Here is a 25998-nt window from a genome sequence, read left to right on the forward strand (position 1 = left end):
TATGGAGCCAGCGGCCTATCCGTTGTCTATCATCTTGACTGACCGATCCACCGCCACATCGCAACTGCGCAGATGACCCAAAGTTCACCAACGTCTTCCGTTTTAGATAGTCAGCAGTTAGAGCGGATCGAAGCCGTCCATCGCGGTTTCCTGTTTCAGCATCTCTACGCGGTGGCATGCTTATTTCTCGCCAGCGGTGCGGGTGCAACCGATATCATCGTTGAGCGCGATGAGGACGTAGAAATTGTTCTGCCTGGTCGGCGCCTCTATGTTCAGGTTAAGACCCGCCGGGAGCCCTTGGTGTATAGCGACATCGAAGGAGCTGTACTGCGCTTCGATGCGCTGCGGAAAGAACATGACTCCGGCGCTCGCAAGGGCGGCGCTTCATTCTTCATTGCCACGAATGCTGAGCTAAGCCCTTCGCTTTCAAAGCGCTTGGCCGAAAAGACATGGCCGAGCGATGTCGCGGTTCAGTGGCCCGGCGGCCCAGCCGTAACCGAAGCGGCGCTACCGGGCCAATGGCGAAACCTCGGTGAGGCCTTCGCCGCCTGCTGCGATTTGGCCCGCACGCTGCCTTTCGCCCTGCTGGCACCGGAAACTCTGGTTTGGAAGCTGGCTGGGCGCGTCATGTCGGCATCGGCCGGCATAGAGCCACATACTGATCATACATTCAAAGTAGCGGTATTGTCCGAAGCCTTTGAGCAACTAGTCATACAGCTCCAAGATTTCCCGGCGCCGCCTGTCCGTTATCGCCCCCAGGATCATGAGCCGGAACTCGTCTCTGATCAACGTATTCGCCTGATAGTGGGCTTTTCCGGCGCTGGCAAAACGTCCTGGGTGTCACAATCCGCCCTGCATACAAGCGACGCCCTCGCTTACTTCAACGTCAGCGAGGTTCCAAGTACCGCCCTTGTTTCGTCGGTCGCCCGCGAATTGGCGGCGAGGCTTTTTGGCAAGGCTGGCGTACAGCTCGGCGAAATCCTTCTGCCGGGCATCACCGGCCCCCAGATCCTTTTTGCGATCGGCAGACGTTTGGCCGCCGATCATGTCCGGGCGACGGTCGTGATTGATAATGCCCATCGCATTTCCGACACAGACATCCGCGCCCTTATAGAGCCGTCGCCTCATCTTCACTTTATTCTACTTGCGCAGCCGGGACCGGCAATCGCGGCGCTCGAAGCCACGCTTGGCATCTCGGCGGAGCCCCTGCGCGGATGGACCAATGAGACCGTCGCGGCCGAGGGGGCCGCCCTTGGCTGTCACGGCGACTATGCTGCGTACGACAAAATCATAAAGCTGACCGGCGGCCTCCCTCTCTATGCCCAAAACGCACTCCAGATCGCAGCAGTGGGCTACGAAGGAGGCGTTGCGCGCTTCTGCCGCGAGCTGGAGCAACAAACGCATACGGTATCGACCGCGCAAGAGCTAATCCTAGCCCGCATCTTTGATGCGTACGGCGAGGGCGATAAGCGCGCAGTCGGCGCGCTGAGCTTGGTTGACATCCCAATCAGTCAGGCAGAGGCGGTAGCCGTCCTTAGTTCTTCCTGCCACCTCGACGATCGGGGCGTTGCGGCGCTCTTCCGCAAACTTCGTCTTGCGGGAATATTGCAGGTTTTCGGCGTTGATCGCTTTAAGGTGCACGACGCCATGCGGCTTTTGGGGCGAGCGCACCTTGAAAGTCTTGGTTCCGACGCGCTGCTTGTTGTCCAGCGCGCAATTAAGGACATTCTGCTAACGCAGCTTCCAAAACACCGAAGTCCTGAACGCGTTTCGCTCCTTCTGCGCATGTTCGTTGCCATCAATGAGGTCAAGCCGCTGGTCCAAATGGCAACGGACGAGATATTTCATGAACTCGGGTATATGACGGAGATCACGGCCTTCCTGGAGCGCTTTGCTGCCTCAGAGGAAGTAAGTGCCGAAGACCGGTTTTGGGCGCTGGATGGCCTTGTCTTCGCGCAGTTCAAAAAGGGTGATCGCGAACTTCTGAATGACAGGTTGACGCTGATGGAGCGGCTGGTCGCGGATCATGACCTGGGCGCATCTGAAAGGCTGGCCGTCTCGATGAAGCGCATGAACTTCCTTGCGCAGCAGGGAGACGTTGCCGGAGCACAGGCCGCGATGGATACGGTCATGGCAGCGCTTCCTGATCGACCAGAGTATCTCCGCATCGCGCGATACAATTATGCCCGCGCACTTTTCTCGCTCGGCGCCTACAGACTGTGCCTTGAAATCACCGGTCAGCTTATCTCGGAGTATTACACACTTCTTGGACTCACGCCGGCCCAGGTCATAGGCAATAATCCTGATAAAATCTTTCCGCTTCTAAAGCAGAGCGAAGACCTCACCGATGACCTGAAGCATCTCGCTGATACGCTCGATTTGCAGGCCATGGCCACCAATCGTCTTGGCAGTCCGTCTCGCTTGGAACGTATTCACGCGATGAAGTTCTATTCGATGGCTCACGCCCTCGATTCTTACGTCCGGGTGGGCCAAGACCTTGTCGACGAGTTTGTGGAACGGGCGGACTACATCGGAGCCCTGGATGTCTTCGAAAGGAATCTGCTTCCGACTATTCTTCGTATGAAGATGGCGAGCCACATCATTCCGGTGCGCAGCCAATACGCCGTGGTACTTGCCTATAGCGGAAGGTTTGAAGCCGCCGAGGCCGAAATGGCGCGGTTGGCGCCGTATGAAAGCGGGCTAACCGAGGAAGGGCGAACGGAAATGCAGCGGCAGCGACGCCATATTGCGCGTATGAGGCTCGAAGCACCGCCGCCGCAATGGCAGATCCCTCATCCGCGCAAGAAATATCCCGTAAATGCGGCATGCTTCTGTGGGTCTGGGAAGAAGTACAAGAAATGCCATGGCCGACGGACCTAATACGTATACGCAGGCCTGCTGAAGCTCTCGTCTGCTGAGCAGCGACACGGCGTGATTTTACTTCTTTTCTGTTTTCCGTACCGCTTTTCCAGGCGAAGCGGAGGTAAGCGTTCGGGTGCGGTGAAACCTTCTCACGGTCTCTAGCCATTCGGGGCTAACCTTTCCCGCATCCTCCAGCTCGGCCGCTTCGCGCGCCTTGTTCCAGGCGGTTAAGAGCTTCCTTCTCGTCTTTGCGTTGAGGTTGCGACCCTGTGGTAGGTCAGGCCGCTCTTGTTGGAAGAGGGCAATGTCTTCACCGAGCCACCTTATGTACTCGCCGGTTTCCTTGGGAGGCTTTGCGCGCGGATTCCACGTCATTGACGTTCGAGCCTTCGAAACATCGGCAAAATCCGGTGGGCAGCGTAAACTAACCGCGAATCGGCCCTAGCTTACCCCGGAGGGTAGAGAATTGGCATGTCGATTGTTTATCTCGACCAAAACAAATGGATAGAGCTGGCGCGCGCCGCGAAGTATCCGGCGCAGCATCCAATAGCGTCGGAAATTCTTACCCGGCTATTCGATGGGGTGGCAGCTGGCACGATTACAGTTCCATTGACTTTTGCCAATATGTACGAGACCCAAAAGATCAATGATAGCCGACAGCGGCACGAACTTGCCTTCTTGCAGGCGTCTTTGAGCAAGGGGTTAGTGTTTCGCGGCAGGTTTAAGCGCCTTGAGATTGAGCTGAGCGATTTTGTACGCTCTGCGTATGGGCTGCCTGCCGAAGTTCGTGTAACGAGCTGGTTCTTATCCGATATTTTCTTCGAGGCAGTCGCCGAAGCTGGTGACAGTCGAATTCTCTCTGTCCCTGAAAGAGTTGTTTCGCTCATCAAGCGCCGTCCTGCCGCACTGCTCTACGACTATCTCATGAATACTCCTGAGGATGTCCGGCGCTATGCTGTCGTTCAGTTTTCGGAGGGCGCAGAGCGTCTGAGGCAGCGAATTGAAGCTCGTCGCGCGCGAGACGGGAATGAGAGCCTCGCCATGCGCCGACGGATTTATAGCGCGATCATGATGGTCGACGATATGGATTTCATCCTGTCATGCGGGCTGGCGGCTGGGGCTCCGTGGCGTTCTATCTCGGACATGGGTAGTTCGCTTGCGCGCCGTATGATTGTTGACGTTCCCGCCTATTATGTTGAGCGAGAGATAACGCTGCGGCTCGAAAGCCAGAACCGCCCGATTGATGAAAATGATTTCCGGGATATGCAGGCGTTTGGGGCAGTCATGCCCTACGCCGACTACGTTGTCGCCGAGAACCAGTTTTCGAACCTTGCTATGCAAGCAAGGTTGGGAAAGAAATATAATACCGCGATCTCAACGGATATTCGTTCTCTGGAGAAGCTTTTCGCTGGAACCTCCGGCCCGGAACGGTCGCCGGTTGCTGCTAGCTGAACTTATTATGAGGGTGACCTGAAGTCAGGACGTACCCGCCAAAACGGCATCTTGGGCGGCGCCATCGAGCCAATCTGCGATAGCGTCCAGCCGACGAGTTGCCTCCAAAAACCCAGCATGCCAGATCGCTACGCGATGGGGCGAACATACTTCAAAGCCACCCCTGCTTATCAAATCTGCAATGTGCGGCGGGGAGGTATGGCCTGGCTCCCGATAGGGTGTTGGAGCATGGAGGGTAACAGCTAGCTTCCGTCCCCATTCATCGGACCGGAATTCCATGGGGTCTGCGCCGGGAGACCATGTAAGCACCGCGACTGGAGGACGGGACTCTTTGGCTTCAAGCCGATTTTGCAGCGCACGGTTCACGTGCATGTCGCCAAATCCGTAGCCGCCAATCAAGATCGCATCCGCTTCATAAACCCGGCGGATTAGCGCTGCGTAGAATGACAGAAACGGTTCGGCCAAAAGCTGGTCGAGCTTGAACCCACCAGCGATGAGGCTGGTTTTTGGAAAAGCTCTGTTGTCAGACCGAGTGTCCGTGCTGTTGCCGACGTGACCATCGAAAAACGTCCCGTTGAGCTCGGCAAACCAGTCGATCCGATTCCCAAAGGGCTGCTCCAGCTTATGATGTACGCTGCCGTGCAGATGATACACAAAATCCCATGTTGTTCTTTCATGCACCTCGGCGGCAGAAAACCGGCCATTGGAATCAAAGCCTGCGAATGCGCCGGGCAGTGCGGTTAGCGCAGCATTGTCGTAGTTCAGGTTAAATACACCAAGTTCAAAACGCTTTCGCAGCCCGCTAAACAGAGCCTCGTATTCGCTAAACCGACAATGCCGTGTGACGGGTCCGCCCTTGCACAGCTCGCGCATGTGCTGTGCCAGCTTCACAAGTTGATGCGTGAGCTGATCGTTTATACCAACGGTCGCGGCATAGCGTCCTTCGTGGAAGGCCATTCCGATTGGCGCGCCGGTTGGAGAGATCAGTTGCCGCAGCGCATTTCCGAATGGCGGAGGCGTCATCCAATGTGCAAGCCCCACCATTTCCCCCAAGACCTTCTCGAAGTTAGGCGATGGCTTGATGCTGTCTGGGCTTGCGAAATAATACTGCTCCACTCCCTTCCAGACGGCGCGGTAATAGTTCTCCAGCCCTGGAGCTGGAGACCAGTCATCGCTCCATTCGAACATCTTCCTGTCGAGATCTGAAACGGACGGCATCCCAACTGGAATGCTGCTGCCTGCGCCAAGAATAATGAGAAGTCTTTTCAAGGCGTAGCGTCCTGATGTGTGCGTTTCAAATAGAAGTAGCGCATTAGCTCAGTATCGATGAACTGCCTCCTAGGCCGCGAGTCACGCCGACGCTGTGCTTTAGCTTGGCGAGCCGCAAGACTCTTCGTCTGCAGAGACGAATCCTTGTTCTTCGGCATCGGCGCATATCTCCGCGCAGACATGATCGGGATGACGCGACGAATACATTGCATTGATAGCATATCGCCAAAGCAGCCCGTTCATGGCGCCGGGATTAGCCTTGAGCGGATAATACTGCCCATCCGGTTCGGCCATCCGGTTGTCGATGTGTAGCAACCGCGTAGGGCTGAGCGGGAACATTACACTCGTCTCAGAATTCTTGATTCCCTTAAACGCAAGCGATGGATGGACCGTGATGACGGGATTATCGGTCGTGATAAACACCGGCTCTTCCGAAAGAAGGATGGCCCAGCGCATGTCCATGAGCATCTTGGCTAACCACACTGCCGATCCCACATTGTTCAACCACATGCGCTTGATATCATCGTCGCTGGCATCGCGATAAGAGGGCCAGCTATCCTTGTTCAATTCGTAAGTCTTGCCGCCGATCTCAACAGCATCCGGCAGTTCCGGAAGCTGCGAATAGAATTCGACCATTTGCCTATAAAGCACGTGCGTCTGCTGAAGCTGCTGGGGATTCCGCAGGTGCATTACGGCAACAAGTAACGATAGTCCTTTGCGCACCGAGTTGTCGCAAAGGTCGACATAATCGGTGGCCAGAGAATGCCAGAAGGGTTCGCCGAACATTTGCTCAAGCGATGCCATTTTGTCTTCGAATGAATAATCACGTCCGTTCGGGCCACTTGGCGCGTAAAGATAGAATTCGGTCGCGACCTTCTTGATTGGCTTCAGTTCCGGTTCGTCGTCGCTGTCCCGTTTCAACATCCAGATCTTGCGTCGATCGTCATCGGCCGCGAAATGGCGAAGGTACGACTGCGGCACCCAATGATTTCGCTTTTTCTTTTGCTGCTTGGTCACGATCGGTCTGCGGTGCGAGGCTGATTCGGGCCGGAAATTATGCCATTGGCGCAGCGAGGCTGCACGTTCTATCCGGTGTCGCTCGCCGGAGGCACTCACGCAAAGGGCTCGCCGCTCACGATCCTGGAGCCGAGCGCAGGACCAAAGCTAGCTCTCTCCTCGCGAACCGTTTTCAGAGGGCCTGCACGGGGACCTGCGCGCTATGCAAGCGCAGCCAATGACCGAGCGTCAAAGCCTCGTGGCGATTAAAGAACGTTTCGAAATCGAAGACGTGCCGGTCACCATTAAGGTCTGCCAAGAGCACCTCGCTTCGACCGAGGCTGCCGCCTCTTTGAGCGCCGCAATAGCCGACGATCTTCGTGAACAGATCGGTCTCGGGTAGCGAGCCAAAACGTTGGCGGAACGGAGGAGATTCCACGCAATAGCGGCACGGGTTAGCAGGATCGAAATCGGTCTTGCGCCGCGCCGGATGTGGATGGCCCGTGACCATAGCGACGATCGGTCGGCCACCATGGCCTTGCTCGACGAAGCGCCAGAGCGTGGAAGTCATCGTGTTACCGAATCCCTTGCTCAGGCTTTTGACGAACGTAAGGCTCGGGCTCGAGGAGATCGCTTCCGACACGAAGCGATCGGCGAGAAAAAGAATCTGGCCGGCGGCGTAGTTCGCTTCGGCTTCCATGATCTGGTGACAGGTGGGCGTGAGTGTCTGATCCGTATCGCCCAACATCATTCCGGTGTGCCAGGGGATTATGTCGTGGCCAATCTCGTGGGCCTCGTTCCATCGGTGCTTGAGGACGGGCAGATCCTGATCGAGCAGGATCCGCTTCTGGTCGGGTAGATATAGTGCCTTTAGGCTGAGGCTCTGGACCGCGTCACGCAGAATCGTCGGACGAAGCAGAACTTGAAGGCCGGCGACCTTTAGGCGCGAGAAAGTCTCGCGCAAGAGGCCGTCGTCGGTGGTCGAGTAGTAGCCGCGGTCGAGCTTTAGCAGGTCCCGGACGACACGCAGATCGATGGGCGGCTCCGGGTTGCCAAGGCCCCGAAGGACCTTGTCGACCTGTCCGTCGATATCGGCGATCGTGCGATGTCCGAGGCTGACGTTCTTCACTTGGCTCGCTTGGGATCCTGTTCGCTCAAGACGGCGACGAACGCCTCGAGAGCCGAGTTTTCTTCTGGCGTCAGCTTATGCATGGCCTCGGAGCGGGCGGCGAATCGGACGGCCTCCTGCCGCAATCCAGCGTCGTTCGCGGCGGCCAGTCCGGCAAGCTGCATCAAGCGCCGTTGAGATACCTCAAACGTCTGCGCCAGTTTGAAGATCGTTCGCGGCTCCGGAACATAATGGACTTCGTTCTCGATCACGAGCAACTCGCTCGCGTCGAGCTCGGCGACCTCGGCCAGTCTCTCCATGGAGAGACCGCGACGGCGCCGCATCAGATTCACGAACTTGCCGAAAGCGATTCGGGTTTCCTCAGCCGCAGCGGTCTGCGCAATTGTGGCCGGACGCTCGTCCGGTGCCGGATCGAACGCCAGCAAGCCGGCGCCGACAGCGGCGTCGCCTTCACGACGTGCTCGGGCCATCCACCATTCCTTACTCCGTTCAATTTTCATCGTTCTCCCTCCTGTCCGAAGAACGCGCGAGCCTGCTCGCTGGTCATCTCGAAGTATCTTAAATTCTGGTACGCCGCATCCTGGCCCAGATCGGTCATTCCGATCTTGCGATAGAAATCATCGGCTTGAGGCAGGGAATGAAGTCCCATCCGCCCTTTGAAGCCTTCATCTTCGCTGAGCGCGATTGCCGCCGTGATTAGGGCCGATCCAACCCCGCGGAGGCGCGGAGCGGCACCGAGCTCCGGCCGGTTCCATGGCGCAACCTCGAGGTAGTCGAGGTACACGAGCGGCTTGCCGCGCTGGTTTGCTTCCCGGCAGGTCTTGGTCAGATCGACTTGAGCCAGGCCTTGCGTCTCGCCGAGAGCGACAACGCTGAACCCGCGGAAGGCCAAGAGCCCTTGCACGCGGGTCGTCTTCTGTGCCCAATCCCAGTGCCAGCTTTGCGGCCATTGGTCTATTGGGACGCCTTTCCGCGCGAGCTCCTGAAGTACGGCCAGTAGGGCTGGCCGCCACTTCGTTTGCCAGTCGTCGAGCTGCGACTGCTCGATCGCATCGCGCAGCTCGGCTTCGACGCTTGCACCCGCCGCGACATCGAGAAGATAGATTTTCGAAACGTCGACAGTCATAGAAGCATCAACTCCGCCTTCTCCTTCGTCGCGTCGTTCTCGAACAAGAGCTTTTCGCCCTTTTCGACCCGAGCATCGATCGTCTGATAGAGGCGCAAGGCCTGCCGGAGCACGGCAGTCTTGGTGATGTCCTTCCGGGTCGACAGTTCGTCCAGAACCCGCATCTCGGCGTCGGTGAGGTTCAGCGTCATGGTTCGCTTCGCCGTCATCTCATCCTCCGTCGTTGTGGCCAACATATAGAGGCGCAATGTAATTTGTCAACATAAAATAGCTGTTATTACTATCTTGAATAGCTAAAATTTAGCTATTATATCCTGATCTCAACGCCGTCGCCCCCGGGGCGGCCGGCCAACAGGAGCAGGATATGGGACGGCAGCACGTCGGCCATGACGAGATCGCCGCCTTTGCGCAGGATAAGGTGAACCTGCCCAAGGACACGGCGGATGAGTATCGGGCGCAGGCCCGGCGGCTTCGCGAGAAGCTAGAAGGGTATCTGTCGGAGCATCCGGACTTCACGCTGAAGAAGATGTTGCTCTCGGGGAGCCTGGCGAAAGGTACGGCACTTCGCTCCCTCAACGACATCGATGTCGCCTGCTACATCGGCGGCGCCGATGCGCCGAAGGATGTGCGGGCGCTGCTCGACTATCTGGCCGAGCGGCTACGCAAGGCCTTCCCCAACTTCAACCCCGACCAGGTCAAGCCGCAGACCTATTCTGTCACCGTCTCTTTCCGCGGCACCGGGCTCGACGTCGACGTCGTCCCGATCCTCTACGACGGCGACCCCAAGTGGTACGGCAATCTCGTCAGCCAGGACGACGGCTCGTTCCTCAAGACGAGCATTCCGCTGCATCTGGAGTTCGCCGCCAAGCGCAAGCGCGCGCAGGAGAAGAACTTCGCGCAGGTCGTCCGGCTGGTGAAGTACTGGGCGCGGCGCATGAAGCAGGAGCGGGATGGCTTTCGCTTCAAGTCGTTCATGATCGAGATGATCCTCGCCAAGCTGTGCGACGACGGGCTGGATTTCTCGGACTACCCGGAGGCGCTCCAGCACTTCTTCACCTACGTCGCGCGCAGCGGAATGCGGTCGAAGATCGTGTTCGGCGACTACTATCCGGCGTCGTCGGTCGGCGCCTTCACCGACGCGGTGCAGATCATCGACCCGGTGAACGCCGTCAACAACGTCGCGCGGCTCTATACGAAAGCGAACGCCGAGGCGATCGTCGACGCCGCGCTCGACGCCGGCGACGCGATCGACGCGGCGCTGGCCGCTCCCAACAAGCAACTGACCGTTGCCTACTGGCAGAAGGTCTTCGGCTCCTCCTTCCAGGCGTGAGGTCACCATGTCCGACAGCTACAGCTACACCGAAAGCAGGGCGTTCACGGTCACGAACGCCCGCCACATGGCTGCCAAGGTCGCGACCGACCTGAAGCGCATGCAGCGGTTCTATGGCATGCCGTCCGACGAGAGCATAGTCGACTACGAGACCGAGGCGACCGAGATGCTCCGCGCGGGCTATCTCGACACCGTCACCTACGGCTTCAAGAGGGACGGCAAGTGGATCGAGCCGACCCTGCGCTACACCGCCCGCGACCTCGCCGGCGCGTCGGCCAATGATGACGACCCCGGCAGAATCCGTCCAGGCGCCGACATCAGCGGCGCTTCCTTCTACAGCTACATGTCCTACACGCCGGCGTGGAACCGACTCAGCCAGGCCGAGCGCGACACCTTCAAGGCCACCTTGCCGTTCACGCGCAACGGCGCCGCCGAGCCGGGGGTCTCGGGTTACCTATCCAAAGATCGCACCTATTCGTCCGGGGGCAGGGCCCTCGACCGGGCCACCGTCAGGAGCTTCTGATGAACACCAAGCCGACCCTCGACGAGCTCTTCGAGCGCCGCATAACCTATCCCGACATCGATCCGCAGGCGCGGCTCGCCCGGCTCGTCGGTCTCGACGAGCAGAAGAACCGCCTCGCCAAGATCCTCGGCCTGCTCATCAATCCAGGCGGCCTCGCCGACTGGGCGAAGAAGCACCACCCGGGCGCCCAAGCCTTGGTGGATACGGTGCTGCGGCGGCCTCCGTTGGTGGTCCTCGCCGGCGACGTCGGCTCTGGAAAGACCGAGCTCGCCGAGACGATCGGCGACGCGGTCGCGCGACAGGAGAAGATCGACATCACGGTCTTCCCGCTCAGTCTGTCGACGCGCGGTCAGGGGCGCGTCGGCGAGATGACGCAACTGCTGTCGGCGGCGTTCGACTACACTGTGGCGGAGGCGACCAAACTCAAGTCTGCGTCGGGACGCGCGCGCGGGGCCGTGATTCTTCTGGTCGACGAGGCGGACGCCTTGGCGCAATCGCGCGAGGCGGCGCAGATGCATCACGAGGACCGCGCGGGCGTGAACGCCTTCATCCGCGGCATCGACCGGATAGCCAACGCGAAACTGCCGGCGGCCGTCCTGATGTGCACCAACCGCCTCAACGCGCTCGATCCGGCCGTGCGACGCCGCGCAGCGGACGTGCTTACTTTCGCGCGCCCCGGGGACGAACAGCGACGCTTCGTGTTGTCCAGCCGGCTCGAGCCCATCGGCTTCGGTCGCCATCACATCGATGCACTAGTCTCGGCGACGGGGCCCCAGCGCGGCGGCCGCGAGCACGGCTTCACCTTCTCGGACCTGACGCAGCGGCTGCTGCCGACCATCGTCCTCGACGCCTATCCGACCCGGGCGGTAGACGGCGCGCGCGCAGTCGAGATCGCCAAGTCGATGATTCCCACGCCTCCCTTCCGGGATGATGAGATGCCTAGGTGAGGATGCCATGACCCAGGCGGTAACGGTCCGGCGGGACGGAGACACCTTCCAGGCGCGCCTGTTCTGGTATCACGCGGCTCGTCTGCTCGATCCCGAAAGCCCCGTCGTCCGCGTGGGCTTCGAGACCGGTCCGAAGAGCTTCGACGACATCTGGGTCGAATACGATCCGGCGCGCAGCGCGGTCGATCAGTACGGCGATCCGCTGCGGCGCGAGCACATGCAGTGCAAATGGCATGTCACGCCCGACAGCTACGGCTATTCTCATCTCGTCGATCCGAAGTTCATCAACGCCAATGCCCGCTCGCTGCTGCAGCGGGCGCGCGAGGCCCAAGTCGCTCATGCACCGCAAGGCAACGGCGTGCGGTTCAAGCTGGTGACGAACTGGCGCCTCGACCGCAACGATCCGCTGCGCGAGATGGTCGGCACCCGCTCCGGCGCGATGCGGCTCGAACGGCTCTATGGTTCCGTGACCGACAACAGCAAAGCGGGCGCCGTCCGCAAGGCCTGGCGGGAGCACCTCGGGATCGACGAGGCCGAACTCCGGCTGCTGGCGCGCACGCTCGCCTTCGGCGAGGCGACCGATACACTCGACGGGCTTCGCGATCAGCTCGACCTGCTCTTCGCCTACGTCGGCCTGTGCCGCATTCCGGCCAATCGGAATGCCTTTCCCTACGACGACGTCGTCTTCCAATGGATGGCGCAGGGACGCCTCGAGTTCGATCGCGCCGGTTTCCGCGCCGTATGCGCGCGGGAGGATCTGCTCGGGGCAGCCCAGGGCGGGCCTAGGGTCTACGGCGTGAAGTCCTTCGAACACGCCTTCGATCGGCTAGAGGAGCGGTGTCACGCGGTCCTCGACCTGATCCCGTCCTTCGACGAACGCTACATCCGCAGCGACGCGGATTGGGAATCCAAGCTCTATCCCGCGCTGCGGGGCTTTCTCCTCGCGGCCGCAAAAGATCAGCCGCGGTTACGGCTTGCGCTCGACGCCCACGTCACGCTCGCCTTCGCGGCTGGCTCCGTCGTCAACATCAAGTCCGGGCGCCAAGTGGAGCTCGAACAGCGAAGCACGGGCCGGCGGCTCTGGTCCGCCGACGACGTGATCTCCGATCCGACTTGGCCCGTCCTCGTGGCCGAGACCGTCGAGCTTCGATCCGATCGGACGGAGCTCGCGGTCGCGATCGGCCTGACGCACGACGTATCGGCGGACGTGCGCAAATATTGCGAAGCGGCTCTTCCGGACGTCGGGAAAATCCTGATCCTGAAGCCGGGTTGCGGTTCGGGCGCGCAATCGGTCACGTGTGGCCGTCATGCTTTCGAGCTCGCCGACGTGGCGACCGACGCGATCCGCACCACCAAGACGGACGGGGGCGACCTCACGCATCTGTTCGTCGCGGCGCCGAACGCCTTCACCTTCTTTCTCGGCCAGCGTCAGAGCGCGCTCGGTAAGATCCGACTCTACGAGTTCGATTTCGACGGAGGTCGCGGTCGATCCTACACTGCCGCATTAACGTTGCCCCTGGACAAGGCGCGCGCTTGAGACGAGTCTGCGACGAAACAGAACAGAAGGGACGATTGCAGCGGGTCAACCAGGGAAGCGCTGAAATTCCTCGACGTCACGTCGATGAAGCTCCTCGCCCCTTGCGACGACTTCGTCGAGCACGCGGATCATTCCCATCTGGCCGACGGCCCAGATCGCTAGACCTCTCGTCTGGTTCATGATGGAATTCGGGCAGGTCATGACGAGCTCCAGCGCGTCCGCCTCAGAGATGCGGCGGCGGAGCCGCGCACAAAGATAGAGATAGGTCGCCGGGTGTTTGGAGCGTATGATCGGCCAGACGGCTTCGGCGACGGCATCCGCGCGCATCGCTGCCCGACTGACGATCCAGCCCTCCTCACAGCGATCGGCGAGTTCGGAGAGGATTTCCGTTAGGAAGGCGGAGCTGGCTTGGCTCGCCAGCCGCTTCGCCGCCCGTTCGTCGTCGGTAGACCTAAAGTAGGCCATGACCACCTTTTCGTCGAACAAGGCGGGGACCTGCGTCACGGCCTTCAGCCAGCGCGCTGCGGCCCCGCGTGTACCACGATCGATCCAGGCCTCGATGATCGATTGCTGCTGGGGTGGCGGAAGGAATTCGAAAGCTGCCGAAAGAAGCGCCTCGACGACGGGCCGCACGGCCGGGTTGTCTTGGCCGGCCGCCCGGCTTCGCTCGATCAAGTCGTGCAAGTGCTGGCGATCGTGGTGTTGGAGGTTGCCGTCACCCAGCAGACGCAGCAGCCTGCGCCGCAGCGCCAGGCGGAGCTTCGAGGGAGCGGCGAGTGTTTTTGTGATCGCCAGGCAGAGGTCCGGTATGGAGAGGCAGGCGATATAGGCGTGCAGCAGGCTGCCGGCGTCTGGATGACAAAGTCCCTCGACCGCAATTTTACTGATACGCTCGACCATCCCGTCCGGGCCAGAGCACACTTCACCGGTCATAACCTCGGCCCCCAGAGGCCGACGCCGGACATCCCGCGCCGGTCCAACCGCGGATGATGCACGATTCGCGGCCGCTTGTGTCCCTTCCAACCAAGGGCATCCGACTGGGGATGGCTCGAAAACCGGTTGGTCGCGCTCGATTACTCGATCCCGGCGCGGAAAGACGACGAACCTAAATCCGACTTTGGGTAGTCTTGCCGTCTCGCTAGTCGGAAACGTCAGTTCGGTGGGCTATCCTTCCAATCGGCGGGCGGTCTCACGCCCGAGCTGGACACGAACTTCAGAACTCCAGGCGCCGCGCCGACGATCGATTCCTCGAGGATCGTAGCAAGCGCGAGAGTGTCGCGCTCGGTAGGCACCAGCGCGTCGCGGGAGAACTGGCTGTCCATCAACGCGTGCGTCGTCTCGTTGTCGACATGGTTGAGCCCGAACGCGTGCCCCAGTTCGTGAGCCATGATCGGGACGAGATTGATGCAGCCATCGTCGAGCTCGAAGCTGAGCCGCTTGTCAGGACCGAACTTCAGTTGCGACCTAAAGCATTTGAACGCCCGCATGTTGAGCGCGATTGTCCGACCTTCGATCTTGGCTCTGGCCAGCACGAGCGGGAATTTTGGAAAGAGCTCCAGATCGTCGAAGCCGAGCTCGACGACGAACGTGGCGCTCTGCGGACAGGCGAGGCGGATGACCTGTGGCGGAATGAATAGCTGGTAGCCGTTGGGGCTGCGGCTGGTCCTTCCGTCCAGGAACTTGCGAAGGTCCGGACTCAGCCGCGCTTCCATGTCCTTCACCGAAGACATCCACAATGAAATGCCGGATTGGAAGGCGTTGCGTACCTCTGCCCCGAAAGCGTCGACATCGAAGCCGTCGGGAATTGGCCCAACGGGTTGCAAAATGAACGAGAAGCCATTCGTCAGGATCTTGTTGCTCAGCGGTGCCCTATAGTCGAACGCGACGGCGACCTGCCGACCTTCGTGGCAGAAGGAGCTCGGCAACTCGTAGCTCTCCGGAATCCGGTTTCGACAGATCTTTCGTCTCGCGATGCTTCTGACCGTGGAGACCGGTCCATGAGCCTGCTCCCAAGGGTGGAATGTGTCGAGATGGACGGTGCGGTCGGCGGTTATCGCCACGCTCTCGGCGACGACGGGCGTCGCCTGTCCGCCGAGATCGACGACGAACACGTCCAGCGATCCGTCCGGACAATCCGGAGCTGCCAGCGTGGCCTCGGCGATGGCCGACCCGCAGGAAGGCTCGAAGGTCACGCTCTCGACTTCGCTCCAGGGTATTGACCGTTCCTCCGCTCCGCTACAGCCTTCGAAATAACGGATGGCGATCCTGTCCATAGCGAGGATGCTGACGTAAGCCGCGCCGCTGCTGCCGCGCAGGACGTCCGCGCGGCCGATTGAAGCCGTAACGACGAAGGCGAGCAGCGACAAGGCCGTCGCTAGACACGAGTCCCGCACCGCATCCCTCGATTGTTCAACATAAGCCTTGACGGCCTACCGTAGTTCGGTCGTAGAATAGATTGCATTTGATCGTGAATACTACCTTTCAGAGAGCGGCCGTGCGAATTTTATTGATACTTGCCGGCATTATTTTCATGGCAGGGAGCGCCCAAGCCGACGACCCAAGAGCCAAGTTCGGCTCTTTCGTGGGGACGCTGGACCTGCGGATGAACAATGACGGCCGCACCGCGATCCTGCTCGCGCCCTTCGCCTACATCGATCCGGACAGGAGGAAATTCGAGACGCCGGCTGGCTGGAAAGTCGACGGTGCTTCGATCCCATGGCCGCTCTGGTCCATCATCGGCAGTCCCTGGACCGGCAAGTACCGCGAGGCCTCGGTCATCCACGACTACCTGTGCGACACCAAGAAAGTGCCTTGGGCAACCGTCCATTGGACGTTCTACACGGCGATGTTGGCGAACGGCGTGGACGAAATCCAGGCCAAGATCATGTACGTTGCCGTCTACAGGTTCGGCCCGCGTTGGGACTTCGACTACAGGCCCGTGTGTCCCAACTGCCTGACGGTGCCCTATCACGTCGACTCCTTCACCCCGCCGTTCGACCAGAAGGAATTCGATTCCTTGAAGGCTCGGATCGAGAGCGGAGAGCTCTCGCTCGACGAGGCGCGCAAGGAGTCCGACGCCTCCTTCAACGAGCAGATTAAGACCCAGGAAATCGGGAAGCCGGTTTTTATCCGCTGACGCAAGGGAGAAACAAATGAGGCGTTTCGGAGATGCTGTGCTCGTCGCAGCCACTTTCCTGTTGCTCGGCGCGACGGCCAGTGAGGCCACCTGCTGCTCGTACGGGTGTTGCGACTGTAGCTGCGTCGGTCTGAAATCGGAAGCGAAGGCGACGAAGCTATCGCGCGCCTTGGGCGGACGAGGGCGTCTCCAGAGCTTCACGATCGACGCGTCGGATCAGAAGTCGACCCCGGCGCCTTTCAAATGCTCCGCTCAAGGCGAGGTTGCGGTCTGTAGCCGACAATGAGAGGCGCGGTCGGATTCTTGAACGTGGAAATCCGCCGCCTCCACGTGCAGTCTCCTGCACTTCTGCTGATTCTTGGCTGAGAATCAGGGGGGCACCGCGCGCGCCAAAGCGATCCGTTCCGATGCGCCGAACCTGCCGAACGTATCTCGATCGAGCAGGTCCCACGATGCTCGTCATCGCTAGGGTCGACACTCACTCCAACTTTATGCATTCGCGCAGGAGATCATTCATCAACGAACGGCTCCTGCGAACTGGTGATTTCGTCCGAACAGAACCCCTCCGAGGTAATTCATGGCCTCCAGACGTAGTTCGAAGAAAGCGGGCTTCCTCTCAAGCTTCACCGACGACGGGAATTATCTCGTGCGGCCCGACAAGAAGAACGGCCGGCCGGGGATCTTTCGCGCCCGCGATCCGGAAGGGCGCGACGTCCTCGTGAAGTTCTGGCCCTTGGAACACCCGGATTCCGATGCCGACCTGTTGGAAATCTGGAGGAGCGAAATACGCCAGCTTCAACGGCTGGCCGCGCTGCCGAGTGGCGAAGACTTGCTGATTCCGATGGTGAGCAGCGGAAGGGACGGTGAAGGATTCTATCTGATTCTCGACCCCGGCAGAGGTGGCCCTCTGGAGACGTTTCTTCAGACGAAAAATCGGCATCCCGTGCTCAACCAGCCGCGATCCGCGCGAAATCGGCGGCGAAATTGGATGAACGCGCGACGGTTGGTGACCGCGTTGGAGCTACTGCATTCGCAAGGAACTGTGCATCGAAATATCGACGGGTGGTCGGTCGTCACGGCGCTTGACGATGAGCCCGACTTCAGGCTGACCGGCTTCGAATGGTCGATACGCATCAGCTCGATGAAGGAATCAACCCCCTCGAGACTCCGGCTGCCCCCCGACAACAACGGCTACGCGTCGTTCGCCAGAGACTGGCAAAAGCTCGGACTGCTGTTCACCCGTCTGTTCGGCATCACCGAATCCCGCGTGCTGGACCTGACTTTCGCTCCGTCGGATGTTGCGGAGAACTTCTTGGCAGCCGAGGCAACGTTGTTGCGCACGATGCTGGGGCTCCAATCGTCTGAGCGGATAGACCCGGATCATCTGCGCCGTCGCATCGACGAGATCGTGTCTTCGGTTTCATCCGAAGCGGCGGAAAAGGAATCGAAGCACTGCCTGGCCATCCGTCTCGGACGCGGTTCTCCGATCGCCGAGGCGATACGGTCCAAGTCGCCGGACATCGAGGCGAACGATTCCGAAGAGCAGATGCGTTTCGTGATCAACGACATTGCCGAGGAACCATACTTCGCGTCAATCCAGGAATCCGAGGCTTCTTCCGTCAAATATGCGCTGCTGGGCAGAGAGCTAACCTACCGCCTGGAGCCGTTCCGCGCAGCGGGGAGCACTGATGAGGCCACATGGGAGTTCGCGTGGTGCGAACGGGCGGACCGCAGTCGGCCGCCGGGAGGATACATCAAAGGGAGCGTCCGGCTCGATGCAGCCACGCTCGACGCACAGATATCGAACGAAGCGTCGAAGATCTTCGCGCGAAGGCGCGGACGAGTGTCGCATTGGAACGATCTGATCCGGAAGGCGATGCCGGCGGTCGCGAAGCGCACGTCGCGTGATCAGGTCCATCAAGCTCTGGCATTGCTGTTGGTGCTCGAGATGGCCTACGCCGTGGCCGACGTATTCGCCGTAGAGGCGGAGCCGCCGCGTCCCGTCTACGCTGGGGACGGTTACCTCTTGGCCGTGAGAATGCGAGCCGACAAAAGCCGTGGTGAGCTTTCCGAGATTCTAGGGCTTCGGCAGCCCGCGGTCAGGCTCAAGGAGCTTCTCGATGCGGAAGGGCTGAGCGAGGCGGGTTCCTGGTCGTTATCGGACAGTGGCGCTCTCGGCGAGCGCGTAAACGAGACAGAGTGGCGGTTTGATCGCATCACCTCGGAGAACGGACAGGAGACGTTCTGGTTCGAAGGCTCCGCGCCGCAGCAGGTTAGCGGCCCTGCTTACTTGACGCCGGCCGGAATGACCGGTCGCACCTCGCAATTCAAGCGCCGGATGAAGGCTCTCAAAGCCCTAAGGGACCATTCCGAACTTCTAGGGATGATCGTGGACCGGAGGCTGCGGTTGCAGGAAAGCCAAGATCATCTCGACGACGGGGACGACCAGTTCCAAGAAATGGATCAATCCAAGCAGCGCGCACTTCGAGAGATTTTCGCCACGGTTCCGATCTTCCTTCTTCAGGGGCCCCCTGGCGTCGGCAAAACATACGTAGTGGGCGACGTTGTCCGGCGCCGGTTCGAAGAAGATTCCACATCGCGCATGCTCCTGTCCGCGCAAAGCAATTCGGCCATCGACCATCTGATGGACGAAGTGCGGGGAGTCTTCGCGAATGAACCCTTGATGATCCGCGCACGAGCCGCCGACGACGACGCTCAGGACGACGGCCTCGGACTGGACGAGCAGGCGGAAAAGCTTCTGAAGGCGCTGGCATCGAGCCCACTGGCGGCCAAGGCCCCGGTGGCCTTGAAAACGCGTCTGGATCGATTGACGAAGACCGTGGCCCCGGATGGAAAGACGACACCGCAGAACTCCCGCACGAGTGCCGAAACGCGCGCATTCCATGCGATGATTCTGCGAGCGGCCAATCTGGTGTTCGCTACGACCAACTCGTCGGCCGTCGAGCGTCTGATTGACGAGGGCTCGCTGTTCGATTGGAGCATCATAGAGGAGGCCGGAAAGGCGACGGGCGGAGAGCTCGTATCGCCGTTGTTGCTGTCGAATCGGCGTCTGATGATCGGAGATCACAAACAGCTGCCTCCTTATGGGGTGGACAAGATCATTCCTCTGCTGAGCGAAGTGAAGGACGTCAAGGAAGCCTTGAACCTGATCGAGGAGTCGATCTCGCGACATCTCAGGGACGAGGCTATCGAAGACTTGTTCGAGGAAGTGGACACCAACACCGACTTCGGCGCCCTGTGTGCGGACGCGCTTCGGTTGTTGACGATGTTCGAAACGTTCGTCGAGAAGGAATTCGAGCGCCAAAAGAATGCGAAGAAGGGCATGCCTATCGCGCGGCGACTCACGGAGCAGCGCAGGATGCACCCGGCGATTGCAAAGATCGTGTCGGATTGTTTCTATGGCCGCGAGTTGACGGACAACCCGAAAAAGGCAGCGCTTTATCGATCTAAAAAACCTATCGTGGGAAGATGGTCGGCCACCGAGGAATTCAAGCCGATCACCTTCATCGACCTGCCGTACGTCCGCGATGAACCAAGATGCGGTTGTGAAGATCGACGACCACCGTGGAACAATCCGAAAGAGGTCGACGCGCTCATCACCGCATTGTCAAAGCTCCAGGTCGTAGGGCAGGTTAATGAATCCGGAAGACGGCCTACCTTGGCAATCCTGTCGCCCTATCGCGAACAGGTAAAGCTGATCAGAAACAAGATGGCCCGTGCCGACGGATCGCTGAAGAATCTTGAGCAATTCGATGCGCCGTTTCCGGACAGTGAATATTGCGGGACAGTCGATTCTTTCCAAGGGGATGAGGCAGACGTCGTCATGGTTTCTCTGGTCCGCAACAATCATCACTCAAGCCCGATGAAGGCGCTCGGCTTCCTACAGGACGATCGTCGCATGAACGTGCTGCTCAGTCGTGCGAAATGGATGATGATCGTAGTAGGTTGCCTCGATTTCTACGGGCACGTGGTCGAGTTCGCCGAGACGCAACCCAAAATTAACGTGGGATTTCTGAAGCTTTTCCTGAAATCGCTCGGCGAGGCAAAGGACGCTGGTGACGCGGCCGTTATCAAATGCGGCAAGACCGGGGGAAAACAATGAGCGTCGTCCAGGTGGCGTTTCCTGTTCTCCGCGGCAAGAGGCGTTTCAAGATCGAAAAGGGGCGCCGCTGGAGCATCGTCGAGCATCTGCTTCTACAGGCTGTAAACGAGCAGCCGGCATCTGCCGAAGCGCTTGAAAAAACCTCGTGCCTTCCGAGACGCGTAATCGTCGAAGCCTTCGTGCGTTTGATGCGCGCTGGCTGGGTCGAGATGATGACCACTCGTCAGGGCACCGAGTTTCAGGCGACGGCCCTCGGTCGCGTCCAAGCAAAGTTGGACGATCTCCCGACGTTCCCGCTTGTTCAGCATCGCTGGCTCGCCTTCAACGTCGATCAGGTGACGGGTACGGTTTTCCGTGGACGCGAACTACGGATCGTCCATCAGAACGACCTTGCTCCGGAGGCGATACGACTCGGCGCGTCGGATCTACAAGCTACGGGGGACATGGGCGATGTGTTTGCCGCATTGGAGGGCGACGACGAGGTCATTGTCGGCGTGCACTCGTCGCCCGATAGACTGGTCCGGCGTTTCGCGGTAGTGAGCGTAAGGGATTCGCAAAAGATTGACGGTCTGCCGTCCCGGGCACCCCAAATTCTCCTGGAGCGCATACGTGGCGCTTCGCGAAACGGCGGCGCGGGCGGGGTCCGGCCGCCTGCGAGCGTCGCATCCGCCGCGGTCGAGAGCGCCGCCGGGCTTACCGAGGGCGTTTTCAGGCAGACCGATCTGATCGTCGATGGCGCCGCGCACCGCGACTTCCTGTCGAAAACCATTAGGAACGCGCGGGAGCGGGTGATCATACATTCGACGTTCCTGAACGAACACGCCACTAACTTCTTGCCCGACTTCTTTTACGCCGCGGGAAATGGAGCGCGAATCGACATCTTCTGGGGGCAGGACGAAGATCGGAAGAGGCAGGCTACATCGCGCGCGCACGCCGAAAAGCTCAAAGCGGCAATCAGCGATAAAGGCAGATCGGACTCGATCATCGTCCACATGTTCAGCACCGAATCACATTCCAAGATCGTGGCGAGCGACGACGGGCGGGGCGGATGGTTTGCGGCCATTGGCTCCTGCAACTGGCTCGGATCGCCTTTCGAAAGCTTCGAAGTTTCGGTTAAGGTCAGAGATCCGGGGTTCTGCGGCAGGATTGTTCGCCACCTGGCGACCATGTCGATGGGGCGGGAAACGATCTGGAACGAGCTCGCCACGGACATCACCATCCTCGGCCGGCGGATCGAGATGACGCCGCGAACGTCCGAACGCAGGGTGCCAATGAGAATTCTGCTGGCCTCCGACCATGCGGCGCTCGCCCTAGAGGCCAGCGTCAAGGCGACGCGGAGGCTGTTCGTCACGAGCCACCGGATCGGCGTCGCGGGGCGGCCGATGATCATCCTGCCGGCACTCGCGGCGGCGCGCGCCAACGATGTTTCCGCCGATCTGTACTTCGGAAAGGGCACCGAAACCCTGTCGGCGAAGGCGGCAGGAGAACTAACGATGGACCTGGGGCCCAGCGGCGTGAAGTTGCATCCCGTGTACATTCCGCGACTGCACGCCAAGCTGCTGGCTTGGGACGACGACGCGCTCGCAATCACAAGCCAGAATTGGCTGTCGGCGGATCCATCCGACAACACGCCCCTACGGGAGTTGGGACTTTTCATCAATGCGCCGCGCGTCGCCGATCAGCTCATCATGTCGTTCCAGATGCAATTGAACAAATAGCCGTCGCGCACTGGCCTTCCGGGCAACTCCGGGCCAGCCCTCCGAGACTGACGGCCAGGCACTGACGCGCTCCGCCTACTCTTCGTTGTTTTTCGTTACGCGATGTCGACAAAGGACCTAGGATGACCTTTGCCGCCGGCTCCTCGTTCGTGGTGGGCCTCCAAACCGTTCTCTGTTCAGCTATGCCGCGCCGGCTGCGATCTCGTTTGCGATGTGACAGAAATTGGCGACGCAGTAGATCGTGAGCAACTACGCGTTTGCTTCTCCGTCGCTTCGGTGACGTGGTTAGCGCCCAGGTCCGCGCGAACATCGATATCATCCATGCCGCCTGTGCGCTGGCGGTCGGGCCCCTCAGGATCGCGGCGACGCCATCGTCGCGTTCCCCCTGCTGCCTCCAAAGGGGAGGGAAGCGACTTAGTTCCCCATCGGGGTCGACCAACTAGCTCGCTCTCCGTTCGGACTCAGCCGAGGATTCAAGTAGGGGCAATTCGAGGCTCGGTATCTCAGGCATGGCTTTGCCGGCGATCGCCTGTAGGTCGCCGACCATGCCGACCGTCGACTCCACGACGGCCAGGATCTGCGTCTCTCGCTTGGCCCATTGACGGCCCATGAACTTGCGCTCCTTGTCGAGGTCCTCACGCATGTCGTTGAACTTCTCGACCACCGCTTCGACGCGCTGGCGGAACTTTGTGCCTGTCAGGTAGTGATAGACCTGCTCCATCTTGGTCTGCTGGCCCTGCTGAACGAGGCGTGAACTGCTTACGTCGATCAGACCCTGGCGGAGCGCCACGGCGACCGGCAATGCGCAACGCGGATGAGCCACCCATACGCCGTCGACGAGATCAAATTGCTCGATATGTTTCGGCAGCGCATGTGAGATGATCAGAGCGACGTCGGCGCCGGAACGGCGCTGGTCGTCACGTAATTTGGCGAGCCACACGTCACTCCATGCCTTGGTGCGTTTGGTTTCCCAAAGGATGATGCCGGCAGATTGGCCAATAGCACCATTCACCTGTTGAATAACGTCCGCCCCAAGCTCACCTTTTCCAACCGGCTCAATTGAATCGGTTGGAAAGCGCCCGCGCAGAAGCTCTTCGAGCTCGAGCTCGAGTACTTCCCCTTGAGATTGCTGTGATCCCTGTTCGGCCTTTCGCTTAAGTTCCTCGATCGTGCGCGTCATCGACTCGATGGTCTGGTCTTTCTCGGCAACGCGCAGGCGCGCAGCCTCGTCGGCTTCCTGCCTGGCCTTGATCTGGATTTCACTGATTGAGGCCTGCACGCGCCTCTCTATTGTCAGGTCGAGTTCGCGCTTTTCCTCTTCGACGGCCCGCTGCTGCCGCATCAGTTCGGCTTGCTGCTTTTGGGCCTCGGCAAGCTTTGCGTTGTTGGTAAGCAGGGTGGTGCGCAGCTCCGCGGCTTCCGTTTCCTTCGCCTGCAGCTCGGCCGCGGCCGCCTCCCGCGCCTTCTTGCTCTCGGCCGCGACCAGCTGGGCACGTTCGGCGGTCAATCGTTTCGCAACCTGGCCTTCGATTTGCTCGCGGTCCTTCGCTACCTGCTCGCGTTCCAGCCGCAGCGCCTCGGTCTTGCGCTCCATCTCGGCATCTTTGTTGGCCAGCTGCTGTTGAAAGCGCTGACGGGTTTCAGCGAGGAGGGGGGCTGCCAGCGACTCAGTCAGCCGAATCTCGTGATTGCAGTTGGGGCAATGCAGGGTCGCCTCGTGCGAAGCGCCGGTTGCTTTGAAACTCATGAATTCCCTTCCATCATTGCAACCGGATTCAACATGATCTGTGCGCGATTGCGATGTCGCTCGGCTCAATGTCCACATACGCGTCGTCGATTTCGACTTGGCCGGCGGGTTTTCCACCGACATGTCCTTGCACGGAGGGCTCAGATTAGAACAAAAAAGGAACAAACGTCAATTTTGAATCCGAATGGGTTTGTGTTTTTGTGATTTTACTTAGTCCGACTGCGGAAAATTGACGTAACTTAAACCTCGCGTGCGGTTTGAAAACATGCTAATTTACTTAGTATGGCTGAGCAAAACGACAGAAAGCTAAACAAACTCGAACGAACCCTCCCGCAGGGGCTTCTCGTCGATGCCGCCTGGATGGAACGGCATGGATACTCCACCAGCCTGCGCAGCCAATACGTATCGGCCGGCTGGCTCGTTCAGCCGGCGCGGGGAACCTTCAAGCGCCCGCTCGGCGAAGTCTCCTGGCAGGGTGTCGTCGTTTCGCTCCAGCGACTGCTCGGCTCCGATCTCATCGTCGGCGGACGTACCGCCATCGAAGCGCAAGGCCTCGGCCACTACTTGAGCCAGAGGGGTCCTTCGACCGTACATCTATATGGAACGCAGCCCGCTCCCGGCTGGCTCGGCAAACTCCCGCTCGAACAGAAATTCCGCGTTCACCGCACACAAAGTCTATTCAAAACGCACGGGAGCAAACCCGGATCAAAGTCGGGGACGACGCGGGAAATACCGGGACCATTCGACTGGCCTCTCACGGTATCGACGCCCGAACGTGCGTTCCTCGAACTGCTCGACGAATTGCCCCGCCACGAAAGCTTCCATCAGGTTGATGCACTGGCGGAAGGCTTGAGGAGCCTGAGTCCCCGGCGGCTGCAAACGCTTCTGAACGACTGCAAAAGCGTCAAGGTCAAACGACTGTTCTTCTGGTTCGCGGAGCGACATCAGCACGCCTGGCTCAAACAGATCGACAGGTCGAAAGTCAATCTCGGCACGGGAAAGCGCATGCTCGTCAAGGGCGGCAAACTCGACACCAAATACCTCATAACCATCCCAGACGACCTCAATGCCCCTGTCTGAAAAATATCGGCATCAAGTAGCCTTGTTGCTCGAGACGATTCCGTTCGTCGCGGCGGAGCCCCATTTTGCGCTCAAAGGCGGCACCGCCATCAATCTCTTCCACCGGAACATGCCGCGCCTGTCGGTCGATATTGACCTGACCTATCTGCCGGTAGCTCCGCGCCCCGAATCTCTTGCCGCGATCGATGCAGCGATGAAGCGCATGGCAGCGGCCATCAGGAAAGGATTGCCGGGCGCGCGGGTGACGGAAGTCGTCAACGCTCGTGAAAAAATCGTCACCAAGCTGACCGTCCAGAAAGGCGACGCGCAAATCAAGATCGAGGTCACGCCAGTGATCAGGGGCTGCGTCTTCGAGCCGGAGCTGCGCGACGTGTCGCCGAGCGTCGAAGACGCGTTCGGCTTCGCACAGATGAAGGTCGTTTCGTTCGCCGATCTATATGCCGGCAAGCTCGTCGCGGCGCTCGATCGACAGCATCCGCGCGACCTCTTCGATGTCCGCGATCTGCTCGCCAACGAAGGCATCACGGACGATCTCCGCAAGGCGTTCATCGTCTATCTCATCAGTCATGACAGGCCAATCTCCGAAGTCGTGGTTCCTCGTCGCAAGGACATCCAGCACGAATTCACGCACGGCTTCGAAGGCATGACCGCCGATGCAGTAACCCTGGACGAATTGCTCGAAACCCGAGAGACGCTGATCGCCGAAATCGCGGGAAAAATGCCGCAAGTTCACAAGGATTTCCTCATAGGGTTCAAGCGCGGCGAGCCGGATTGGAGCCTGCTGGGCGTCCCCGGCGCGGCGGAGCTGCCGGCGGTGCGCTGGAAGCAGATCAATCTGGACAAACTTCCTGTCGCGCACCGGACGAAGCTCGTTGCGCGATTCGAGGAAGTCTTGCGCAATGCCTGAGGTCGGAGGAGGGGATCTCCGTCGAGCGCGCGCGGGCCAACCTGTTCAGACGACATCTCCACGGAGTACGCCAGCTTGTGGCTTCAGCTCGGCCGCCTATCGTGAGCCTGACCTCG

Annotated in this window: 20 protein-coding genes; 11 read left to right on the forward strand and 9 right to left on the reverse strand. The window is 59.9% G+C overall.

Features of this window, described 5'->3' with window-relative positions; genetic code table 11:
• Positions 1 to 72 precede the first annotated feature (72 nt).
• Complete coding sequence (locus VGR99_RS39230; RefSeq protein ID WP_326905305.1) at positions 73 to 2880, forward strand: SEC-C metal-binding domain-containing protein; 2808 nt, start codon at positions 73 to 75, stop codon at positions 2878 to 2880.
• Between the two features lie 453 nt (positions 2881 to 3333).
• Positions 3334 to 4314 carry a hypothetical protein gene (locus tag VGR99_RS39235; protein WP_326905306.1) on the forward strand — a complete coding sequence of 327 codons (981 nt, stop codon included), beginning with the start codon at positions 3334 to 3336 and terminating at the stop codon, positions 4312 to 4314.
• 24 nt (positions 4315 to 4338) lie between these two features.
• Here the strand turns inward: VGR99_RS39235 and VGR99_RS39240 are convergent, their stop codons facing one another.
• The 6 genes from VGR99_RS39240 to VGR99_RS39265 all read right to left on the reverse strand — a co-directional run bounded on the left by VGR99_RS39240 (position 4339) and on the right by VGR99_RS39265 (position 9043).
• Positions 4339 to 5583: an SIR2 family protein gene (locus VGR99_RS39240; RefSeq protein WP_326905307.1), complete on the reverse strand. Its 1245-nt coding sequence runs from the start codon at positions 5581 to 5583 to the stop codon at positions 4339 to 4341.
• A gap of 99 nt (positions 5584 to 5682) precedes the next feature.
• On the reverse strand, positions 5683 to 6600 hold the full coding sequence (locus tag VGR99_RS39245) for a DUF4238 domain-containing protein (protein WP_326905308.1): 918 nt from the start codon (positions 6598 to 6600) through the stop codon (positions 5683 to 5685).
• Positions 6601 to 6772: 172 nt separating this feature from the next.
• Positions 6773 to 7708 carry a DUF955 domain-containing protein gene (locus VGR99_RS39250; protein WP_326905309.1) on the reverse strand — a complete coding sequence of 312 codons (936 nt, stop codon included), beginning with the start codon at positions 7706 to 7708 and terminating at the stop codon, positions 6773 to 6775.
• Positions 7705 to 8208 carry a helix-turn-helix transcriptional regulator gene (locus VGR99_RS39255; protein WP_326905310.1) on the reverse strand — a complete coding sequence of 168 codons (504 nt, stop codon included), beginning with the start codon at positions 8206 to 8208 and terminating at the stop codon, positions 7705 to 7707. The genes VGR99_RS39250 and VGR99_RS39255 overlap by 4 nt, the downstream gene beginning before the upstream one ends.
• The gene (locus VGR99_RS39260) at positions 8205 to 8834 is read right to left on the reverse strand and encodes a GNAT family N-acetyltransferase (protein WP_326905311.1); all 630 of its coding nucleotides are present in this window, start codon (positions 8832 to 8834) and stop codon (positions 8205 to 8207) included. Before VGR99_RS39260 ends, VGR99_RS39255 begins: the two co-directional genes overlap by 4 nt.
• Positions 8831 to 9043, reverse strand: a complete 213-nt coding sequence (locus tag VGR99_RS39265; protein WP_326905312.1) for a transcriptional regulator — start codon at positions 9041 to 9043, stop codon at positions 8831 to 8833. The genes VGR99_RS39260 and VGR99_RS39265 overlap by 4 nt, the downstream gene beginning before the upstream one ends.
• Positions 9044 to 9198: 155 nt before the next feature.
• Between VGR99_RS39265 and VGR99_RS39270 the strand changes: the two genes are divergently transcribed.
• The 4 genes from VGR99_RS39270 to VGR99_RS39285 are packed head-to-tail and all read left to right on the forward strand — an operon-like array spanning position 9199 to position 13171.
• Positions 9199 to 10164, forward strand: a complete 966-nt coding sequence (locus VGR99_RS39270; RefSeq protein WP_326905313.1) for a CBASS oligonucleotide cyclase — start codon at positions 9199 to 9201, stop codon at positions 10162 to 10164.
• Between the two features lie 7 nt (positions 10165 to 10171).
• Positions 10172 to 10687 carry a hypothetical protein gene (locus VGR99_RS39275; RefSeq protein WP_326905314.1) on the forward strand — a complete coding sequence of 172 codons (516 nt, stop codon included), beginning with the start codon at positions 10172 to 10174 and terminating at the stop codon, positions 10685 to 10687.
• Complete coding sequence (locus VGR99_RS39280; protein ID WP_326905315.1) at positions 10687 to 11634, forward strand: AAA family ATPase; 948 nt, start codon at positions 10687 to 10689, stop codon at positions 11632 to 11634. The genes VGR99_RS39275 and VGR99_RS39280 overlap by 1 nt, the downstream gene beginning before the upstream one ends.
• A gap of 7 nt (positions 11635 to 11641) precedes the next feature.
• Positions 11642 to 13171, forward strand: a complete 1530-nt coding sequence (locus VGR99_RS39285; RefSeq protein WP_326905316.1) for an SAVED domain-containing protein — start codon at positions 11642 to 11644, stop codon at positions 13169 to 13171.
• 45 nt (positions 13172 to 13216) lie between these two features.
• Here VGR99_RS39285 and VGR99_RS39290 read toward each other — a convergent pair whose 3' ends face one another.
• Together VGR99_RS39290 and VGR99_RS39295 are read right to left on the reverse strand one after the other, a co-directional pair.
• Positions 13217 to 14104 (reverse strand): hypothetical protein, encoded by an 888-nt coding sequence (locus VGR99_RS39290; RefSeq protein WP_326905317.1) that lies wholly within the window; start codon positions 14102 to 14104, stop codon positions 13217 to 13219.
• Between the two features lie 218 nt (positions 14105 to 14322).
• Positions 14323 to 15537, reverse strand: coding sequence for a matrixin family metalloprotease (locus tag VGR99_RS39295; RefSeq protein WP_326905318.1), 1215 nt, complete (start codon positions 15535 to 15537; stop codon positions 14323 to 14325).
• A 128-nt stretch (positions 15538 to 15665) separates the two neighbouring features.
• On the opposite strand from VGR99_RS39295, the gene VGR99_RS39300 reads away from it, so the two are divergent.
• The 3 genes from VGR99_RS39300 to VGR99_RS39310 all read left to right on the forward strand — a co-directional run bounded on the left by VGR99_RS39300 (position 15666) and on the right by VGR99_RS39310 (position 22148).
• Positions 15666 to 16307, forward strand: coding sequence for a DUF1353 domain-containing protein (locus tag VGR99_RS39300; RefSeq protein ID WP_326905319.1), 642 nt, complete (start codon positions 15666 to 15668; stop codon positions 16305 to 16307).
• A 577-nt stretch (positions 16308 to 16884) separates the two neighbouring features.
• A complete protein-coding gene (locus VGR99_RS39305; RefSeq protein ID WP_326905320.1) occupies positions 16885 to 20430 on the forward strand; it encodes an AAA domain-containing protein in 3546 nt (1181 codons plus the stop codon).
• Positions 20427 to 22148, forward strand: coding sequence for a hypothetical protein (locus VGR99_RS39310; RefSeq protein WP_326905321.1), 1722 nt, complete (start codon positions 20427 to 20429; stop codon positions 22146 to 22148). The genes VGR99_RS39305 and VGR99_RS39310 overlap by 4 nt, the downstream gene beginning before the upstream one ends.
• A gap of 439 nt (positions 22149 to 22587) precedes the next feature.
• Here VGR99_RS39310 and VGR99_RS39315 read toward each other — a convergent pair whose 3' ends face one another.
• Complete coding sequence (locus VGR99_RS39315) at positions 22588 to 23895, reverse strand: DUF2130 domain-containing protein (RefSeq protein ID WP_326905322.1); 1308 nt, start codon at positions 23893 to 23895, stop codon at positions 22588 to 22590.
• A 282-nt stretch (positions 23896 to 24177) separates the two neighbouring features.
• Here VGR99_RS39315 and VGR99_RS39320 point away from each other — a divergent pair, with 282 nt between their 5' ends.
• Positions 24178 to 24975 carry a type IV toxin-antitoxin system AbiEi family antitoxin domain-containing protein gene (locus VGR99_RS39320; RefSeq protein WP_326905323.1) on the forward strand — a complete coding sequence of 266 codons (798 nt, stop codon included), beginning with the start codon at positions 24178 to 24180 and terminating at the stop codon, positions 24973 to 24975.
• Positions 24962 to 25882, forward strand: coding sequence for a nucleotidyl transferase AbiEii/AbiGii toxin family protein (locus tag VGR99_RS39325; RefSeq protein ID WP_326905324.1), 921 nt, complete (start codon positions 24962 to 24964; stop codon positions 25880 to 25882). Before VGR99_RS39320 ends, VGR99_RS39325 begins: the two co-directional genes overlap by 14 nt.
• Positions 25883 to 25998: the final 116 nt, after the last annotated feature.

Source organism: Bradyrhizobium sp. (genome assembly GCF_035935975.1).
In the GTDB taxonomy this organism is placed as follows: domain Bacteria; phylum Pseudomonadota; class Alphaproteobacteria; order Rhizobiales; family Xanthobacteraceae; genus Bradyrhizobium.

Excerpts from the sequence above, each read along its gene's own strand:
- VGR99_RS39265 (WP_326905312.1), bottom strand. The coding sequence starts at position 9,043 with ATGACGGCGAAGCGAACCATGACGCTGAACCTCACCGACGCCGAGATG.
- VGR99_RS39315 (WP_326905322.1), bottom strand. The coding sequence starts at position 23,895 with ATGAGTTTCAAAGCAACCGGCGCTTCGCACGAGGCGACCCTGCATTGC.
- VGR99_RS39325 (WP_326905324.1), top strand. The coding sequence starts at position 24,962 with ATGCCCCTGTCTGAAAAATATCGGCATCAAGTAGCCTTGTTGCTCGAG.
- VGR99_RS39270 (WP_326905313.1), top strand. The coding sequence starts at position 9,199 with ATGGGACGGCAGCACGTCGGCCATGACGAGATCGCCGCCTTTGCGCAG.
- VGR99_RS39255 (WP_326905310.1), bottom strand. The coding sequence starts at position 8,208 with ATGAAAATTGAACGGAGTAAGGAATGGTGGATGGCCCGAGCACGTCGT.
- VGR99_RS39310 (WP_326905321.1), top strand. The coding sequence starts at position 20,427 with ATGAGCGTCGTCCAGGTGGCGTTTCCTGTTCTCCGCGGCAAGAGGCGT.
- VGR99_RS39285 (WP_326905316.1), top strand. The coding sequence starts at position 11,642 with ATGACCCAGGCGGTAACGGTCCGGCGGGACGGAGACACCTTCCAGGCG.
- VGR99_RS39305 (WP_326905320.1), top strand. The coding sequence starts at position 16,885 with ATGGCCTCCAGACGTAGTTCGAAGAAAGCGGGCTTCCTCTCAAGCTTC.
- VGR99_RS39230 (WP_326905305.1), top strand. The coding sequence starts at position 73 with ATGACCCAAAGTTCACCAACGTCTTCCGTTTTAGATAGTCAGCAGTTA.
- VGR99_RS39235 (WP_326905306.1), top strand. The coding sequence starts at position 3,334 with ATGTCGATTGTTTATCTCGACCAAAACAAATGGATAGAGCTGGCGCGC.
- VGR99_RS39290 (WP_326905317.1), bottom strand. The coding sequence starts at position 14,104 with ATGACCGGTGAAGTGTGCTCTGGCCCGGACGGGATGGTCGAGCGTATC.
- VGR99_RS39320 (WP_326905323.1), top strand. The coding sequence starts at position 24,178 with ATGGCTGAGCAAAACGACAGAAAGCTAAACAAACTCGAACGAACCCTC.
- VGR99_RS39280 (WP_326905315.1), top strand. The coding sequence starts at position 10,687 with ATGAACACCAAGCCGACCCTCGACGAGCTCTTCGAGCGCCGCATAACC.
- VGR99_RS39275 (WP_326905314.1), top strand. The coding sequence starts at position 10,172 with ATGTCCGACAGCTACAGCTACACCGAAAGCAGGGCGTTCACGGTCACG.
- VGR99_RS39260 (WP_326905311.1), bottom strand. The coding sequence starts at position 8,834 with ATGACTGTCGACGTTTCGAAAATCTATCTTCTCGATGTCGCGGCGGGT.